The 17,023-nt window shown below is 72.2% G+C and carries 11 protein-coding genes; 6 read left to right on the top strand and 5 right to left on the bottom strand.

Annotation, left to right across the window (positions count from 1 at the left end; genetic code table 11):
• Positions 1-14: 14 nt before the first annotated feature.
• Entirely contained in the window at positions 15-536 is a 522-nt protein-coding gene (locus tag HB370_RS27390) for a DUF1990 domain-containing protein (protein ID WP_030791652.1), read from the top strand.
• 66 nt (positions 537-602) lie between these two features.
• On the opposite strand, the gene HB370_RS27385 is transcribed toward HB370_RS27390, so the two are convergent.
• The gene (locus HB370_RS27385; RefSeq protein ID WP_030791650.1) at positions 603-3,221 is read right to left on the bottom strand and encodes a glycosyltransferase family 1 protein; all 2,619 of its coding nucleotides are present in this window, start codon (positions 3,219-3,221) and stop codon (positions 603-605) included.
• A gap of 333 nt (positions 3,222-3,554) precedes the next feature.
• Between HB370_RS27385 and HB370_RS27380 the strand changes: the two genes are divergently transcribed.
• The 4 genes from HB370_RS27380 to glgB all read left to right on the top strand — a co-directional run bounded on the left by HB370_RS27380 (position 3,555) and on the right by glgB (position 11,270).
• Positions 3,555-5,732 (top strand): alpha-1,4-glucan--maltose-1-phosphate maltosyltransferase, encoded by a 2,178-nt coding sequence (locus HB370_RS27380; RefSeq protein ID WP_167513036.1) that lies wholly within the window; start codon positions 3,555-3,557, stop codon positions 5,730-5,732.
• A complete protein-coding gene (treS, locus tag HB370_RS27375; RefSeq protein ID WP_167513035.1) occupies positions 5,729-7,429 on the top strand; it encodes a maltose alpha-D-glucosyltransferase in 1,701 nt (566 codons plus the stop codon). The genes HB370_RS27380 and treS overlap by 4 nt, the downstream gene beginning before the upstream one ends.
• A gap of 90 nt (positions 7,430-7,519) precedes the next feature.
• Positions 7,520-8,905 carry a phosphotransferase gene (locus HB370_RS27370; protein ID WP_030790220.1) on the top strand — a complete coding sequence of 462 codons (1,386 nt, stop codon included), beginning with the start codon at positions 7,520-7,522 and terminating at the stop codon, positions 8,903-8,905.
• A gap of 31 nt (positions 8,906-8,936) precedes the next feature.
• Complete coding sequence (gene glgB / locus HB370_RS27365; protein ID WP_078637724.1) at positions 8,937-11,270, top strand: 1,4-alpha-glucan branching enzyme; 2,334 nt, start codon at positions 8,937-8,939, stop codon at positions 11,268-11,270.
• Here the strand turns inward: glgB and HB370_RS27360 are convergent.
• From HB370_RS27360 to HB370_RS27345, 4 genes are all read right to left on the bottom strand, one after another.
• Entirely contained in the window at positions 11,245-13,539 is a 2,295-nt protein-coding gene (locus HB370_RS27360) for a UvrD-helicase domain-containing protein (protein WP_030790214.1), read from the bottom strand. The genes glgB and HB370_RS27360 overlap by 26 nt on opposite strands.
• Before the next feature lie 122 nt (positions 13,540-13,661).
• On the bottom strand, positions 13,662-13,994 hold the full coding sequence (locus HB370_RS27355) for a thioredoxin domain-containing protein (RefSeq protein WP_030790211.1): 333 nt from the start codon (positions 13,992-13,994) through the stop codon (positions 13,662-13,664).
• Positions 13,994-14,419: a MerR family transcriptional regulator gene (locus tag HB370_RS27350; RefSeq protein WP_030790208.1), complete on the bottom strand. Its 426-nt coding sequence runs from the start codon at positions 14,417-14,419 to the stop codon at positions 13,994-13,996. The genes HB370_RS27355 and HB370_RS27350 overlap by 1 nt, the downstream gene beginning before the upstream one ends.
• A gap of 87 nt (positions 14,420-14,506) precedes the next feature.
• Positions 14,507-16,180, bottom strand: coding sequence for an MFS transporter (locus HB370_RS27345; RefSeq protein WP_030790205.1), 1,674 nt, complete (start codon positions 16,178-16,180; stop codon positions 14,507-14,509).
• Between the two features lie 127 nt (positions 16,181-16,307).
• On the opposite strand from HB370_RS27345, the gene HB370_RS27340 reads away from it, so the two are divergent.
• Positions 16,308-16,922 (top strand): TetR/AcrR family transcriptional regulator, encoded by a 615-nt coding sequence (locus HB370_RS27340; RefSeq protein WP_030790202.1) that lies wholly within the window; start codon positions 16,308-16,310, stop codon positions 16,920-16,922.
• The last annotated feature ends 101 nt before the right edge of the window (positions 16,923-17,023 follow it).

The following is a 17,023-nucleotide window of genomic DNA, read 5'->3' as shown; positions in this document are numbered from 1 at the left end:
TACTCTTGTGACCCATGTCCTCGGCGCCCTTCACCTACGAGCCGGTCGGCGCGACCCGCGACGACCCCTCCTTCTGCCCGCCCGGCTTCCGTCCCCTGCTCGTGCGCACCCGTCTCGGGGAGGGCCACGCGGTGTTCCGGCGGGCCGCCGAGGCGGTCCTGACCTGGGAGATGCACCGCGCGATGGGCGTCGGCATCGACGCCACCGCCGACCGCGCGGCCCCCGGCGTCGATGTCACGGTCACCCTGGCCGGTGTCGTCAAGGCACCCTGCCGGATCATATGGACCACCGAGGAGACCCGCCGCGCCGGCTGGGCCTACGGCACCCTCGAAGGCCACCCCGAGTGCGGCGAGGAGGCCTTCGTCGTCGACCGCACCGGCGACGGCACGGTCTGGCTCACGGTGTCCGCCTTCAGCAAGCCGGCCAAGTGGTACGCGAAGGCGGGCGGCCCGGCCACCAGAGGCTTCCAGCACGCCTACGCCCGCCGCTGCGGAACAGTCCTCAAACGCCTGTGCGAAGACCAGCCGGAGCCGTGACCCGGCCGCTGACGGCGTGAGTCGAGGGTCCCCACCGGTCCAGCGGCCGCGCGCCCCCGCCTCACCTCACCGCAACACCACCCCCGCCCCCTCCACCACCTCCTCCGACGGGATCGTCATCAGGCCCAGTTCCGCGGGGGAGGCCAGGAGGGGATGGGCGGGGAGGATGCGGATCGTGTAGCCGTAGGGGCCGGTGCGGTCCAGGGACAGGGGGCCCTCGTAGAGCACGCGGCCCTCCAGGTCGGCGGTGCCGGCCGGCTTCAGCGGGACGACCGTGGCGTCCGTGATGCGGTCCTGTTCGTCCACCCGCCCGGAGACCGCCTGGACCTCCACGTCCTCGGGGGTCAGCTCGCCGAGGGCCACCCGGACCCGCAGGCCCACCGTCGCCCCCAGTTCCGCCGTGGGTGTCGTCGCCGTCGTCTCCACGTGGTCCACGCTCACCCCGGGCCAGGCGGCCCGCACCCGGGCCTTCCAGCCGGCCAGGTCCCGGGCGGTGTCCGGGGTCAGCGCGCGGTGGGCCCGGGCGGCGGGGGCGTAGAGGCGGTCCACGTACTCGCGGACCATCCGGCCGGCCAGCACCTTCGGGCCGAGCAGGGAGAGGGTCCGGCGGACCATCTGGATCCAGCGGTCGGGCAGGCCCGCGCGTCCGCGTTCGTAGAAGCGGGGCGTGATCCGCTGTTCCAGGAGGTCGTACAGGGCGGCCGCTTCGACGTCGTCACGGTGGTCCGGGTCGGTGCCCGCGCCGTCCGCCGTCGGGATGGCCCAGCCGAAGTCCGGCTGGAACCACTCGTCCCACCAGCCGTCCAGCACCGAGAGGTTCAGGCAGCCGTTCAGGGCCGCCTTCATGCCCGACGTACCGCACGCCTCCAGCGGGCGCAGCGGGTTGTTCAGCCAGACGTCGCAGCCCGGGTAGAGCCGCTGCGCCATCGCCATGCCGTAATCGGGGAGGAAGACGATGCGGTGGCGCACCCGTGGGTCGTCGGCGAACCGGACCAGTTCCTGCACCAGCCGCTTGCCGCCGTCGTCCGCCGGGTGCGCCTTGCCCGCGACCACGATCTGCACCGGACGGTCGGGGTGCAGAAGCAGCTCCGTCAGGCGGTCGCGGTCCCTGAGCATCAGCGTCAGCCGCTTGTACGACGGGACCCGGCGCGCGAAGCCGATCGTGAGCACGTCCGGGTCCAGGACGCCGTCGATCCAGCCCAACTCGGCGTCCCCGGCGCCACGTTGCCGCCAGGACGTGCGCAGTCGCTCCCGCACCTCCAGCACCAGCCGTTCCCGCAGGGTGCGGCGCAGTTCCCAGATGTCCTGGTCCGGGATGTCCTCGACCGAGTCCCAGCGTTCGGAGCCGCCGACGCTCAGCGCGTCCTCGGCCCGCTGGGCGCCGACCTGCCGGGTGGCCATGCGCAGCACCTCCGGCGCCACCCAGGTCGGGGCGTGCACCCCGTTGGTCACCGAGGTGATCGGCACCTCCTCGGCGTCGAATCCCGGCCACAGGCCCGCGAACATCTCCCGGCTGACCTGGCCGTGCAGCAACGACACCCCGTTGGCGCGCTGGGCCAGCCGCAGCCCCATCACCGCCATGTTGAACAGGTTCGGCTCGCCTCCCGGGTAGGTCTCCCGGCCCAGCTCCAGCACCCGCCGCACGTCGATGCCGGGCAGTTCGGCGTCGGGGCCGAAGTGCCGGCCGACCAGGTCCCGGTCGAAGCGGTCGATGCCGGCCGGGACCGGGGTGTGCGTGGTGAACACCGTGCCGGCCCGCACCGCCTCCAGGGCGGCGTCGAAGTCCAGCCCGCCCGCGCACAGTTCGGCGATCCGCTCCAGGCCGAGGAATCCGGCGTGCCCCTCGTTGGTGTGGAACACCTCCGGTACCGGGTGCCCGGTGAGCCGGCAGTACGTCCGCACCGCCCGCACCCCTCCTATCCCGAGCAGCATCTCCTGGAGCAGCCGGTGTTCGCTGCCGCCGCCGTAGAGCCGGTCGGTGACCCCGCGTTCGCCGAGGTCGTTCTCCTCCACGTCCGAGTCGAGCAGCAGCAGCGGCACCCGGCCGACCTGTGCCAGCCAGATCCGGGCGCGCAGCTCCTTGCCGCCGGGCAGGGCGAGACGGACGTGCGCGGGGGTGCCGTCGGTCTCCTTCAGCTGGGTGAGCGGCAGTTCGTTGGGGTCGAGCACCGGGTAGTGCTCCTGCTGCCAGCCGTCCCGGGAGAGGGTCTGGCGGAAGTAGCCGTGCCGGTAGAGGAGTCCGACCCCGATCAGGGGGACGCCGAGGTCGCTGGCCGCCTTCAGATGGTCGCCGGCCAGGATGCCGAGGCCGCCGGAGTACTGCGGGAGGGCGGCCGTGATGCCGAACTCCGGGGAGAAGTACGCGATGGCGGCGGGCAGGCCGTCCGCCTGTGTCTGGTACCAGCGTTCACCGGTCAGATAGTCGTCGAGGTCGTCGGCGACGGCGGTCAGGCGGCGCAGGAACCGCCGGTCACCGGCCAGTTCGGCCAGCCGGGCCGGGCGTACCCGGCCCAGCAGCCGCACCGGGTCGCCACCGGCCGCGGCCCATGCCTCGGGGTCGGCGGACTGGAACAGGTCGCGCGTCTCCGCATGCCAGGACCAGCGCAGATTGCGCGCGAGGTCGCTCAGTGGCCGCAGGGGGTCGGGGAGAACGGGACGGACGGTGAACCGACGGATCGCCTTCACATTCCACCTCGGGACGCGTCGCGGGGTGAGCCGCACGTCAGCCGTGCGTCTCGTCGTCTCCTTCGACGGTAGTGGTTACCGCGCGGTCGGTGGGGACGTACCGGCCGGGGGTGTCGGTGCGTCAGGCGCCGGTCACCGGGCACCCGGAAACAAGGGGAACCGGTCTTGTGTGCGGACGTACGCATGAGTAGTTAACACAGTGCCGGATTGCCCACCCGAACCCAGGGGGAAGGCTCTTCGGTATCCACCCCACAGGCGTACCACAGCACACCGCAGGACCCACCTCCCCACGTCCATCCGCCCATACCCACGTTGCAGCGGACAGGAGCGGTCATGCCCGCCAGGCACCACTCGTCACCACCCCCGACCAACAGCAAGGCCAAGGCAGCAGGAAGGAAGCCGACGGGCGGGAGGGGCGGTACGCCTGCCCATGCGCCCACCCCCGAGAAACGAACCACCCCGGTGACCACGCCCGCCACCGCGGAAGCGCCCGCCACCGGGGAACCGTCCGCCACGGGAGAACGGCCCGGCACCGCCCTGGGCCGTATCCCCATCCTCGACGTACGCCCCGTGGTGCAGCACGGTCGCAGGCCGGTCAAGGCCGTGACCGGGGAGTCCTTCGAGGTCACGGCGACCGTGTTCCGGGAGGGCCACGACGCCGTGGGCGCGAACGTCGTGCTGCGGGACCCGGCGGGCCGGCCCGGGCCCTGGACGCCGATGCGGGAGCTCGCCCCGGGCACCGACCGCTGGGGTGCCACCGTCACGGCGGGCGGTACGGGCCAGTGGACCTACACGGTGGAGGCGTGGTCGGACCCGCTCACCACCTGGCGCGAGCACGCCCGGATCAAGATCCCGGCCGGCATCGACACCGAACTGGTCCTGACGGAGGGCGCGCAGTTGTACGAGCGGGCCGCCGCCGGGGTGCCGGAGGCGGAGCGCGGGCCCGTCCTGGACGCGGTGGCGGCCCTGCGGGACCGCGACCGCCCGGCCGCCTGGCGGCTGGCGTCGGCGCTGGCCCCGGAGGTGACACAGGTACTGCACCGGTATCCGCTGCGGGAGTTGGTCACCGCTTCCGACGCGATGCCGTTGCTGGTGGAGCGCGAGCGCGCCCTGTACGGCTCCTGGTACGAGTTCTTCCCCCGCTCCGAGGGCACCGCCGAACAGCCTCACGGCACCTTCCGGACCGCCGCGCGCCGGCTGAAGGCGATCGCGGACATGGGCTTCGACGTCGTCTACCTGCCCCCGATCCACCCCATCGGCACCACCCACCGCAAAGGCCCCAACAACTCCCTGACCGCCGGCCCCGACGACGTCGGCGTGCCCTGGGCCATCGGCTCCCCCGAGGGCGGCCACGACGCCGTCCACCCCGCCCTGGGCACCCTGGAGGACTTCGACCACTTCGTCGCCGAGGCCGGCCGGCTCGGCCTGGAGGTCGCCCTCGACCTCGCCCTCCAGTGCTCCCCGGACCACCCCTGGGTGGAGAAGCACCCCGAGTGGTTCCACCACCGCCCCGACGGCTCGATCGCCTACGCGGAGAACCCCCCGAAGAAGTACCAGGACATCTACCCCCTCGCCTTCGACGCCGACATGGACGGCCTGGTCGCCGAGACCCTGCGGATCCTGCGGCACTGGATGGCCCACGGCGTGCGCATCTTCCGCGTCGACAACCCCCACACCAAACCCGTCGTCTTCTGGGAGCGGGTCATCGCCGGGATCAACCGCACCGACCCGGACGTGATCTTCCTGGCGGAGGCGTTCACCCGCCCGGCGATGATGCACACCCTGGCCCAGATCGGCTTCCAGCAGTCGTACACGTACTTCACCTGGCGCAACACCAAGCAGGAGCTGACGGAGTACCTGAGCGAGCTGACCGGTGAGGCGGCGGCCTACATGCGGCCGAACCTCTTCGCCAACACCCCCGACATCCTGCACGCCTACCTCCAGCACGGCGGGCGGCCCGCGTTCGAGGTGCGGGCCGTACTGGCCGCCACCCTCTCCCCCGCCTGGGGCATCTACTCCGGCTACGAACTGTGCGAGAACACCCCGCTGCGGGAGGGCGCCGAGGAATACCTGGACTCGGAGAAGTACCAGCTCAGGCCCCGCGACTGGGAGGCCGCCGAACGCGAGGGCCGGACCATCGCCCCGCTCATCACCCGCCTGAACACCATCCGCCGCCGCCATCCCGCACTCCAGCGGCTGCGCAACCTCCACTTCCACGACGCGGATCAGGACGCGGTGCTCGTCTACTCGAAGCGCACGGGGACGGACACGGTCGTCGTGGTCGTCAACCTCGACCCGCACCACACCCAGGAGGCCACGGTCTCGTTGGACATGCCGCGACTCGGGCTGGACTGGCACGAGTCCGTGCCGGTGCGCGACGAGCTCACCGGCGAGACCTACCACTGGGGCAGGGCCAACTACGTGCGTCTCGAACCGGGTCACAGGCCCGCGCATGTCTTCACCGTCCTGCGACCGTCCAACCCGCAGATCGGAGGGTCACCCACGATATGACCGTCAACGAGCCCGTACCGGACACCTTCGAGGACACGCCCGCCAAGGACCGGGACCCGGAGTGGTTCAAACGCGCCGTCTTCTACGAGGTCCTGGTCCGCTCCTTCCAGGACAGCAACGGCGACGGCGTCGGCGACCTGAAGGGCCTGACCGCCAAACTGGACTACCTCCAGTGGCTCGGCGTGGACTGCCTGTGGCTGCCGCCCTTCTTCAAGTCACCCCTCAGGGACGGCGGTTACGACGTCTCCGACTACACCGCCGTGCTGCCGGAGTTCGGTGACCTCGCCGACTTCGTGGAGTTCGTGGACGCCGCCCACCAGCGCGGCATGCGGGTGATCATCGACTTCGTCATGAACCACACCAGCGACCAGCACCCGTGGTTCCAGGAGTCGAGGCGGGATCCGCACGGGCCGTACGGGGAGTACTACGTCTGGGCCGACGACGACAAGCAGTACCAGGACGCGCGGATCATCTTCGTCGACACCGAGGTCTCCAACTGGACGTACGACCCGGTGCGCAAGCAGTACTACTGGCACCGCTTCTTCTCGCACCAGCCGGACCTCAACTACGAGAACCCGGCCGTCCAGGAGGAGATCCTCTCCGCGCTGCGGTTCTGGCTGGACCTCGGCATCGACGGGTTCCGGCTGGACGCGGTGCCGTACCTGTACCAGCGGGAGGGCACCAACTGCGAGAACCTGCCCGCCACGCACGACTTCCTGAAGCGGGTGCGCCGGGAGATCGACGCCCAGTACCCGGACAAGGTGCTGCTGGCGGAGGCCAATCAGTGGCCGGAGGACGTGGTCGACTACTTCGGCGACTACTCCGCCGGCGGCGACGAGTGCCACATGGCCTTCCACTTCCCCGTCATGCCCCGCATCTTCATGGCCGTGCGACGCGAGTCCCGCTACCCGGTCTCCGAGATCCTCGCCAAGACCCCCGCCATCCCCTCCGGCTGCCAGTGGGGCATCTTCCTGCGCAACCACGACGAGCTGACCCTGGAGATGGTCACCGACGAGGAACGCGACTACATGTGGGCCGAGTACGCCAAAGACCCCCGCATGCGCGCCAACATCGGCATCCGCCGCCGCCTCGCCCCCCTGCTCGACAACGACCGCAACCAGATCGAGCTGTTCACCGCCCTGCTGCTGTCCCTGCCCGGCTCGCCGATCCTCTACTACGGCGACGAGATCGGCATGGGCGACAACATCTGGCTCGGCGACCGCGACGCCGTGCGCACCCCCATGCAGTGGACCCCCGACCGCAACGCCGGCTTCTCGTCCTGCGACCCGGGACGGCTGTTCCTGCCCACGATCATGGACCCGGTCTACGGCTACCAGGTCACCAACGTCGAGGCGTCCATGTCCTCCCCCTCGTCGCTGCTGCACTGGACCCGCCGGATGATCGAGATCCGCAAACAGAACCCCGCCTTCGGACTCGGCTCCTACACCGAACTGCCGTCGTCCAACCCGGCGGTGCTCGCCTTCCTGCGGGAGTACGAGGACGACCTCGTGCTGTGCGTGCACAACTTCTCCCGCTTCGCCCAGCCCACGGAGCTGGACCTCAGCCGGTTCGGCGGGCGGCATCCCGTCGAGCTGTTCGGCGGGGTGCGGTTCCCCGCCATCGGCGAACTGCCGTACCTGCTCACCCTCGCGGGACACGGCTTCTACTGGTTCCGGCTGCGCCGCGAAGCCGCGTAACCCGGCGCCCGGTGGGGCGGTTTCCGCCGTCCCACCCGGGGCACCCCTCAGTAACACCCCGACTACTCCCCGGGGAAAGGACGTGACGCCATGGCGGAAACGGTCACCCCCTCCGGCACCACAGGTTCACTCCTCGCCTCGCTCGACCCCCTGCTGCGCACCTGGCTGCCCCGGCAGCGCTGGTTCGCGGGCAAGGGGCGCCCGGTCACCGGCTTCACCCCGGTGACCGTCACCGAACTGCTGCCGTCCGGCGGCCGGCTGGGCCTGTACCACCTGCTGCTGCGGGTCCATCAGCCGTCCGCGCCGGGCGGGGAGACACACCCCGGCGACTGCTACCAGCTCCTCGTCGGCGTGCGCGAGGCGCTGCCGCCCCGGCTGGCGCCCGCGCTGATCGGACACGTCACCGAGGGTCCGCTCGCCGGGTCCACGGTGTACGACGCGCTGTACGACCCCCGGCCCGCCGAACTGCTGCTGGAGGCCCTGCGCGGCCGGACCCGGGTCGGCGTGCTGCGCTTCGACCGCGACGAACGCCAGGAGATACGGCCGAACCTCGTGGCCCGGCTGATGACCGCCGAGCAGTCCAACTCGTCCGTCGTTTATGGAGATACGTTTATTCTCAAGGTGCTGCGCCGAGTGGTGCCCGGCGTCAACCCCGATCTGGAGCTGCCGCTCGCCCTGGCCCGGGAGGGCTGCCCCCGGGTGCCCGCGCCGACGGGCTGGCTGCGGGCCGAGCCGGGCGGGGAGCCGTATGTGCTCGCCGTGCTCCAGCCCTATGTCAGCGGGGCGAGCGACGGCTGGGAGCTGGCGCTGCGCGAGCTGGCCAAGGGCGAGGACTTCGCGGCGGAGGCGCACGCCCTGGGCCGGGCCACCGCCGAGGTGCACACCGCGCTCGCCCGTGCCCTGCCCACCGTCACCCTCGGCCGCCCCCAGCTGGAGCTGCTGGTGGACGGCATGACCGAGCGGCTGGCGGCGGCCGTGCGGGCGGTGCCGGCCCTGACGCCGTACGAACCCGGGCTGCGCTCGGCCTACACCGCGCTGGCCGGGCTCGCCGCCGAGGGCCGCACCTGGACCGCCCAGCGGGTGCACGGCGATCTGCACCTGGGGCAGTGCCTGCGGGCGCCGGCCGGCGGCTGGTCGCTGATCGACTTCGAGGGGGAGCCGGCCCGGCCGCTGGCGGAACGGCGCATGCCGCAGCCGACGGTGCGGGACATCGCGGGAATGCTCCGTTCCTTCGACTACGCGGCCCACTCGGTCCGCCCGCCCGCCCCGGACTGGGCGCACACCTGCCGGGCCGCCTACTGCTCCGGGTACGCGGAGGCCTCCGGCCGCGATCCGCGCACCGATCCGGTGCTGCTGCGGGCCTACGAGACCGACAAGGCGGTCTACGAGGTCGTCTACGAGGCCCGGCACCGGCCCGACTGGCTCCCCGTACCGATGTCCGCGATCCGCCGCCTCGCCACGTCCGACCCGATCTGACCGACCCGTTCCTCGTCCGGGAGACTCACTCGTGACGTCCAAGAAGCCAGCCGCCGGGAACACCGGCGGACAATCCCGAGCCGCGCGGACCGACGCCGCACGGACGCGGTCCGCCCGGGTGCCCGCGCAGTCCGCGCCGTCCGGGCCGGAGGCCGCGCCCGCCCCCGTGGTCTCCGCGGTCCCCGCCGCCGTGGACCCCGGGGACCGCGAGCGGCTGCTGCACGGCACCCACCACGATCCGCACACCGTCCTCGGCGCCCACCCGGTCCCCGGCGGGGTCGCCTTCCGCGTCTTCCGCCCGTACGCGCGGGCCGTCACCGTGGACTGCGGCGAGCTGCGCGCACGGCTGCACGACGACGGCGACGGCTTCTTCTCCGGCCTGCTCCCGCTCGCCTCGGTCCCCGCCTACCGGCTGCTCGTGACGTACGACGGCACGGACCTGGAGACCGAGGACCCGTACCGCTTCCTGCCCACCCTGGGCGAGCTGGACCTGCACCTGATCGGCGAGGGCCGGCACGAGCAGCTGTGGCGGGCGCTCGGTGCCCACGTCCTCACCCACCAGGGCGTCACCGGCACCCGGTTCGCGGTGTGGGCGCCGAACGCGCGGGGCGTCCGGGTCTGCGGCGGCTTCAACTTCTGGGACGGTTCGGGCTTCCCGATGCGCTCGCTGGGCGGCACCGGGGTCTGGGAGCTGTTCGTACCGGGGGTCGGCGAGGGGGAGCTGTACAAGTTCGAGATCACCCGCCCGGACGGCTCGCGCACCGTGCGCGCCGACCCGATGGCCCGCCGCACCGAGGTCCCGCCCGCGACGTCGTCCGTCGTGGACGTCTCGCACCACGAGTGGGGCGACGCCGAGTGGCTGGCGCACCGCGCGGACACACCGGTGCACGAGGCCCCCTTCTCCGTCTACGAGGTCCACCTGCCCTCCTGGCGGCCGGGACTGACGTACCGCGAACTGGCGGGGGAACTCCCCGCGTACGTACGGGAGATGGGCTTCACGCACGTGGAGCTGATGCCGGTCGCCGAGCACCCCTTCGGCGGCTCGTGGGGCTACCAGGTCACCGGGTACTACGCCCCGACGGCCCGCCTCGGCACCCCCGACGACTTCAAGTACCTGGTGGACCGGCTGCACCAGGCCGGCATCGGGGTGCTGATGGACTGGGTGCCGGCGCACTTCCCGCGCGACGAGTGGGCGCTGGCCGCCTTCGACGGGCGCCCGCTGTACGAGCCCCAGGACCCGGCGCGGGCCGCCCATCCGGACTGGGGCACGCTGGAGTTCGACCTCGGCCGGCGGGAGGTGCGCAACTTCCTGGTGGCGAACGCCGTGTACTGGTGCGAGGAGTTCCACATCGACGGGCTGCGGGTGGACGCCGTCGCCTCCATGCTCTACCTGGACTACTCACGCGACTCCGGGCAGTGGACGCCCAACCAGCACGGCGGCCGGGAGAACCTGGACGCGGTCGCCTTCCTCCAGGAGATGAACGCCACCGTCTACCGGCGCTGCCCGGGCGTGGTGACCATCGCCGAGGAGTCCACCGCCTGGGACGGCGTCACCCGCCCCACCCACCACCGGGGCCCGAGCGGCTTCGGCGGGCTCGGCTTCGGCCTGAAGTGGAACATGGGCTGGATGCACGACTCGCTCCAGTACATGAGCCACGACCCCGTGCACCGCAAGCACCACCACCACGAGATGACGTTCTCGATGGTGTACGCCTACAGCGAGAACTACGTCCTGCCGATCTCCCACGACGAGGTGGTGCACGGCAAGGGGTCCCTGGTGTCGAAGATGCCGGGCGACTGGTGGCAGCGGCGCGCCAACCACCGGGCGTACCTGGGCTTCATGTGGGCCCACCCCGGCAAGCAACTGCTGTACATGGGGCAGGAGTTCGCGCAGGGCGCCGAATGGTCGGAGGCGCACGGCCCGGACTGGTGGCTGCTGGACCCGGAGTACGGCGCGGCGGCGGACCACCGGGGCGTGCGGGATCTCGTCCGGGACCTGAACGCGGTGTACCGGGCGGCCCCGGCGCTGTGGCAGCGGGACACCGATCCGGCGGGGTTCGAGTGGATCGCCGGGGACGCGGCGGACGACAACGTCTTCGCGTTCCTGCGCCGCGCCGCCGACGGCACCCCGCTGCTCGCGGTCTCCCACCTGGCACCGGTGGTCCGCCCCGACTACCGCGTCGGGGTGCCGGAGGACGTCCCGGCCTGGGTGGAGGTCCTGAACACCGACGCCACCCGGTACGGCGGCAGCGGCGTCACCCACCCGGACCCCCTCAAGCCGGACCCCCAGGGCGCCCACGGCCGCCCCGCAAGCCTCCGCCTGACCCTCCCTCCACTGGCTACGGTGTGGCTGCGGCCGGCGTGAGCCCGGCCGGGAGCGACCCGGTGTGCAGTACGCCCAGGCGCTGGGTGGCGCGGGTCAGGGACACGTACAGGTCGCTCGTGCCGTAGGCGGCGGGTTCCACCACCAGGACCGAGTCGAACTCCAGGCCCTTGGCCTGGCGGGGGTCGAGCAGGACCACCGTGCGGGTCAGGTCGGGTTCCGCGCCGGCCGTGACCCCGTCCAGGCGCGCGGCCAGGGCGCGGTGCAGCCCGCGGGGGGCGATCACGGCCAGCCGGCCCTCCTCGGGGGTGAGTTCGGCGACCGCCTCGGCGACCGCGCCGGGCAGGTCGCCGGATGCCTGCCGCACCCAGGGCCGTACGCCGGTGGCGCGGACCGAGCTGGGCGGCTCGAAGTCCGGGTGCTCGGCGCGGACCACGGCCGCCGCCAGGTCCATGATCTCGGCCGGGGTGCGGTAGTTGACGCCCAGCCGGGTGTGCTCCCAGCGGTCCTCGACGTAGGGGGCGAGGATGTCCGCCCAGGAGCCGACGCCGGCCGCCTCGGCGGTCTGGGCGGGGTCGCCGACCAGGGTCATCGAGCGGGTCGGGCTGCGCCGCATCAGCAGCCGCCAGGCCATCGGCGACAGTTCCTGTGCCTCGTCCACGATGATGTGCCCGAAGGCCCAGGTGCGGTCGGCGGCGGCCCGTTCGGCGGCGCTGCGGTGGTCGGCCTCCTCGTGCCGTTCGGCGAACCGCTCGGCGTCGATGATGTCGTGCGCGGACAGCACCTCCGACTCCTCGTCGTCCTTGTCCTCGAACTCGTAGGTCCGGGAGGCGTACGACACGTCGAGCACGCCCTGCGCGTAGGCCACCTGGGTCTCGCGTTCGCGTTCGGCGCGGGCGCGGGCCAGCCGGTCGTCCTCGCCGAGGAGTTCGGCCGCCTCGTCCAGCAGCGGCACGTCGGCGACGGTCCAGGCGCGGGTCACCGGGCGGCGGATCGCGTCGGCGTCCTCCTTCGGCAGATAGCCGTCGGGCTCGGCGAGAAAGTCGGCGACCAGCCGCTGCGGGGTGATCCGCGGCCACAGCCGGTCGACGGCGTCCCAGACCTCGGGGTTCTCGGCGAGTTCGTCGCGGATCTGGGTGATGTCGGAGGCGTCGAGCAGGCTGCTGCCGTCGTAGGGGTCGGTGCCCACGCGCTCGGCGTACAGCTCGGTGAGCGTGTTGAGGATGTAGCCCTCGAAGTGCTCGCGGGCCGCGTTGTGCGGCAGCTTGGCGGCGCGGGTGCGTTCGCGGGCGACGTTCACCAGGCCGTCGTCCAGCATCAGCACCTCCCGGTCGTGCTCGATCGCGATCACCGGGTCCGGCAGCGCCTGCCGGTCGCGGACGACGGCGGCCAGCACCTCGGCCATGTCGGCGCGGCCCTTGACCGCGGCGGCCTCGGGGGTGTCGGCCGCGGTGGCCTTCACCCCGGGGAACAGTTCGCCGACCGTGGCCAGCAGCACCCCGGTCTCGCCGAGGGAGGGCAGCACCTCGCCGATGTAGCCGAGGAAGGCGGGGTTGGGGCCGACGATGAGGACCGCGCGGCGGGCCAGCAGCTCCCGGTGCTCGTAGAGCAGGTACGCCGCCCGGTGCAGGGCCACCGCGGTCTTGCCGGTGCCGGGGCCGCCCTCCACGACCAGCACCCCGCGGTGCGGCGCCCGGATGATCCGGTCCTGCTCGGCCTGGATGGTCTGCACGATGTCGCTCATCCGTCCGGTGCGCGCCGAGTTCAGCGCGGCCAGCAGAACGGCGTCGCCGTTGTGGTCCTCGTGGCCGGTGCGGGTGGCGTCGCCGAGGTCCAGGATCTCGTCGTGCAGGGAGGTGACCGTCCGGTCCTCGGTGGTGATGTGCCGGCGGCGCCGCAGGCCCATCGGGGTGTGGCCGGTGGCCAGGTAGAAGGGGCGGGCGACGTCGGCCCGCCAGTCGATCAGCACGGGGGTGCGCTCGGCGTCGTCCTCGCGCAGCCCGATCCGGCCGATGTGGTGTGTCGTGCCGTCGGCCAGGTCGATCCGGCCGAAGCACAGCGAGCCGTCCACGGCGTTCAGCGCGGCGAGCAGCCCCGAGCGCTCGGCGACCAGGATGTCCCGCTCCAGCCGGGCCTGCATGGGCTTGTCGCCCTGGGCGAGCGCGTCCGCGACCGAGGTCTCGGTCTCGCCGCGCAGGACGTCCACGCGCGCGTACAGTCCGTCGATGAATTCCTGCTCGCCGCGCAATTCATCGTCGGGAAATTCGCTGTTCGACAGATCCGCGTTTGACAATTCTGCTCCCGCCCGCATATACTGTGGTCACTGAACTTCTTCGCGGCCTCTCGATTGGAAGTCGCGAACCACTGAATATACGCAGAGAAATCCCCCGGACGCAATTGCCCGGGGGATTTTCGGTGTCCGGCCGCGGCGTTTCACAGCACGTCGGCCAGCTCCTCCAGCAGCCGCCGCTGGGGGCGCGCGCCCACCATCGCCTTCACCGGCTCACCGCCCCGGAACACCATGAACGTCGGCATCGACAGCACCTTGTAGGTGTTCGTGGTGTCCGGGTTGTGGTCCACGTCCAGCTGGACGACCTTGAGCCGCTCCCCCTCCTCGGCCGCGAGCCGGCTGAGCACCGGCGCCATCTGCCGGCACGGCGGGCACCAGTCGGCCGTGAACTCCACCAGCACCGGCAGTTCCGCTTCCAGGACCTCGGTCGCGAAGTCCGCGTCCCCCACTTCCGCCACACCCGCCGCTTTGCCCATCACTGCCGCCCTCCCAGTTCGCACCGCGGTTCCGGACCACCCGGAACCAGCGCCTCGGCGGCCAGCTCGTCGCGCGCCCGCTCGGCCCGCGCCAGCTGCCCCGCGACCGTCTCCCGTACGGCGCTCAGCTGTCCGATGAGCGCGTCCAGCTCGGCCAGCTTGTGCCGGTAGACCACCAGCGAGGCCGGGCAGGCATCGCCCTCCGGGTGCCCGGCCCGCAGACACTCCACGAACGGCCGGGTCTCCTCCAGGTCGAAGCCGAAGTCCCGCAGGGTGCGGATCTGGGCCAGCAGCCGCAGATCGCCCTCGTCGTACGTCCGGTGTCCCTGGGCGTCGCGCCGGGCCGGCAGCAGCCCGCGGGACTCGTAGTAGCGCAGGGTGCGGGTCGTGGTTCCGGCCCGTGCGGCCAGCTCGCCGATTCGCATGCCCCGACGGTACGGGTTGACGTCGGCGTCAACGCAAGACCGGCCGGGACGTCGGTCCCGGCCGGTCTCGCGCTCCCCCTCGGAGGGTCAGGCGGTCTTGCTGTCCGCCAGCTCCTTCTCCGCGTCCTGCTTCTCCGCGGTCGCGGCTTCCCGGCGCGGCAGCAGGACGGCCACCAGGACCGTGCCGACGCCCAGGATCACCGCGCCGACCAGGCTGGTGTGGGCGACCGCGTCGGAGAAGGCGGAGCCGACCGCGTCGGCCATCTGCCGGGCGCCGGAGGCCAGCTCGCCGGCCTGCTGCTTGAGCTGCGCGGCCTGCTGCGGGTCGGTCGCCTGCTGGGCCCGCGCGGCGGCCTGGTGCGCCTTCTCGCCGATGCCCTGCGCGACGGCGTACCCGGCGCCGACGGAGTCCTGCGCGGTGTCCAGGGCGCTCGCCGGGAGCTTGCTGCCCTTCGTGGCGTCGGACAGGTGGTCGCTGTAGGAGGTGGCCAGCAGGGAGCCGAGGATGGCGATGCCGAGCGAGCCGCCCAGCTCCAGCGAGGTGTCGTTGACGGCGCCGCCGACGCCCAGCTCCGACTCGGGGAACGCGCCCATGATGGCGTCGGTGCAGGGCGAGAGCGCCAGGCCTATCGCAAGGCCCAGGATGATCAGGGGCGCCACGAAGTCGCCGTACGTGGAGCCCGCGTCGACCCGGGTGAGCAGCGCGAGGGCGATCGTGCCGCCGGCCATGCCCGCGCCGACGGTCCACTTCATGCCGACGCGCGGGGTGAGCAGGGCGGTCAGGGCCGAGCCGACGAAGACCGCGCCGGCCAGCGGCAGCATGCGCACACCGGTCTGCAGGGCGTCGTAGCCGAGGACGAACTGCAGGTGCTGGGTCAGGTAGTAGAAGGCGCCGAAGACGGCCAGGAAGAACAGGGCGACGGCGAGGTTGGAGCCCGCGAACCGGCGGGCGGTGAAGCGGCGCACGTCCAGGATCGGGCGCGGGTGGCGCAGCTCCCACAGCACGAAGGCGACCAGGCCCACGCCGGCGACGACGGCCGCGCCGACGGCCTTGGCGCCCCAGCCGAAGTGCGGACCCTCGATGATCATGTAGACGAGCGCGGCGGTCCAGATCACCGACAGCACGCCGCCGACGTAGTCGATGCGGTCGTGATGGCCCGCCTTGGACGGCGGGACGAGGACGAAGGCGGCGATCAGCGCGACGGCCGCGACGGGCACGTTGATCAGGAAGGTGGAGGACCAGCCGTGGTCGCGCAGCAGGGCGCCGGCCACCACCGGTCCGGCGGCGATGGCGAGCCCGGCGGTGGCGGTCCACAGGGTGATGGCCTTGGCCCGCTCGGCGCGCGGGAAGGTCGCGGCGAGCAGTGACAGCGTGGCCGGCATGATCAGCGCCGCGCCGACGCCCATCACGGCGCGGGCCGCGATGACGGTCGCCGCGCTGTCGGCGAGGTAGCCGAAGACGGCTCCGCCGCCGAACACCACCAGGCCGAGGACGAGCGCTCCGCGCCGGCTGTACTTGTCGCCGATCGCGCCGAGCAGCAGCATCAGCGCCGCGTACGGCACGGTGTAGCCGTCGATCACCCACTGCAGGTCGGCGCTGGAGAGCCCGAGGTCCTTCGTCATGTCGGGCGCGGCGACCGTGAGGGCGGTGTTCGCCATCACGATGATCAGCAGGCTGAGGCAGAGCACCAGCAGCGCCCACCATCGCCGGGCGTAGGGGCGCTCCATCCTCTCGACCGGTTCGGTCATGACGAGTCGCATGGCAGGGGTCGCCTTCCTCGGGTACGCGACGGACTTGCACAGTAACGTGCAATTGCACAACTATGTGCAATGTACGACGTTGCACAGGACTGTGCAAGTCCAGTCCGAAGGGGGTCGGGAAGGCACAATGACCGCCATGACCACGGGTAACACCAGCCGCGCCGACGCAAACCGGCGCCGCATCCTCGACGTCGCCCTCGCGGAGCTGCTGCGCGATCCCGACGCGTCCATGGACCAGATCGCCCGCGCGGCAGGCGTCGTACGACGGACGGTGTACGGCCACTTCCCGAGCCGCGAGGCGCTGATCAGCACGCTCGTGGACGAGGCGGTGCAGGCGCTGGCGGACGCCGACGCGGCGGGCCGGGCGGGGGTGACGGACCCGGCGGAGGCGGTGGCCCGGTCGGTGCTCGCGGTCTGGCAGACCGCCGACCGCTACCGGCTGCTGATCGCGCTGGCCCAGCGGACGGTTACCGTCCAGGGCATCCGCGACCGCCTCGCCCCCCTGCGCGAGGCGAAGGTGCGGCTGCTCCAGCGCGGGCTGGACACGGGCGTGTTCCAGTCGCCGCTGCCCGCCCCGGCGCTGGCGTACGTCCACGAGCAGATGCTGTTCGCCCTGATGGAGGCGGTGAACGACGGCCTCCTGGCAGCGGCGCAGGCGGGCCGCTCGGCCACGGTCGCCGTCCTGACCGCGGCGGGCGTGCCCGCCTCCCGGGCCATGGAACTGGTGGCCGAGGTGGCGTAGAAGCGGCTCGGAAGCTTCGTGGAAAGGGCGCGGAAATGCCGTGGACCGATGAAAAACCGGCCGTCCGGCCCCGGTTCAGGCGGGGCCGGACGGCCGGAGAA

The organism is Streptomyces sp. DSM 40868, from assembly GCF_011820545.1.
Classification (GTDB): domain Bacteria; phylum Actinomycetota; class Actinomycetes; order Streptomycetales; family Streptomycetaceae; genus Streptomyces; species Streptomyces eurythermus.
The sequence above is the reverse complement of the archived record's forward strand: the minus strand, read 5'-3'. Positions and strand labels throughout refer to the sequence as shown.

Bases quoted from the DNA above. Each gene is read 5' to 3' on its own strand.
- HB370_RS27390 (WP_030791652.1), top strand. From the start codon at position 15: ATGTCCTCGGCGCCCTTCACCTACGAGCCGGTCGGCGCGACCCGCGAC.
- HB370_RS27380 (WP_167513036.1), top strand. From the start codon at position 3,555: ATGCCCGCCAGGCACCACTCGTCACCACCCCCGACCAACAGCAAGGCC.
- treS (WP_167513035.1), top strand. From the start codon at position 5,729: ATGACCGTCAACGAGCCCGTACCGGACACCTTCGAGGACACGCCCGCC.
- HB370_RS27370 (WP_030790220.1), top strand. From the start codon at position 7,520: ATGGCGGAAACGGTCACCCCCTCCGGCACCACAGGTTCACTCCTCGCC.
- HB370_RS27360 (WP_030790214.1), bottom strand. From the start codon at position 13,539: ATGCGGGCGGGAGCAGAATTGTCAAACGCGGATCTGTCGAACAGCGAA.
- HB370_RS27355 (WP_030790211.1), bottom strand. From the start codon at position 13,994: ATGGGCAAAGCGGCGGGTGTGGCGGAAGTGGGGGACGCGGACTTCGCG.
- HB370_RS27350 (WP_030790208.1), bottom strand. From the start codon at position 14,419: ATGCGAATCGGCGAGCTGGCCGCACGGGCCGGAACCACGACCCGCACC.
- HB370_RS27345 (WP_030790205.1), bottom strand. From the start codon at position 16,180: ATGCGACTCGTCATGACCGAACCGGTCGAGAGGATGGAGCGCCCCTAC.
- HB370_RS27340 (WP_030790202.1), top strand. From the start codon at position 16,308: ATGACCGCCATGACCACGGGTAACACCAGCCGCGCCGACGCAAACCGG.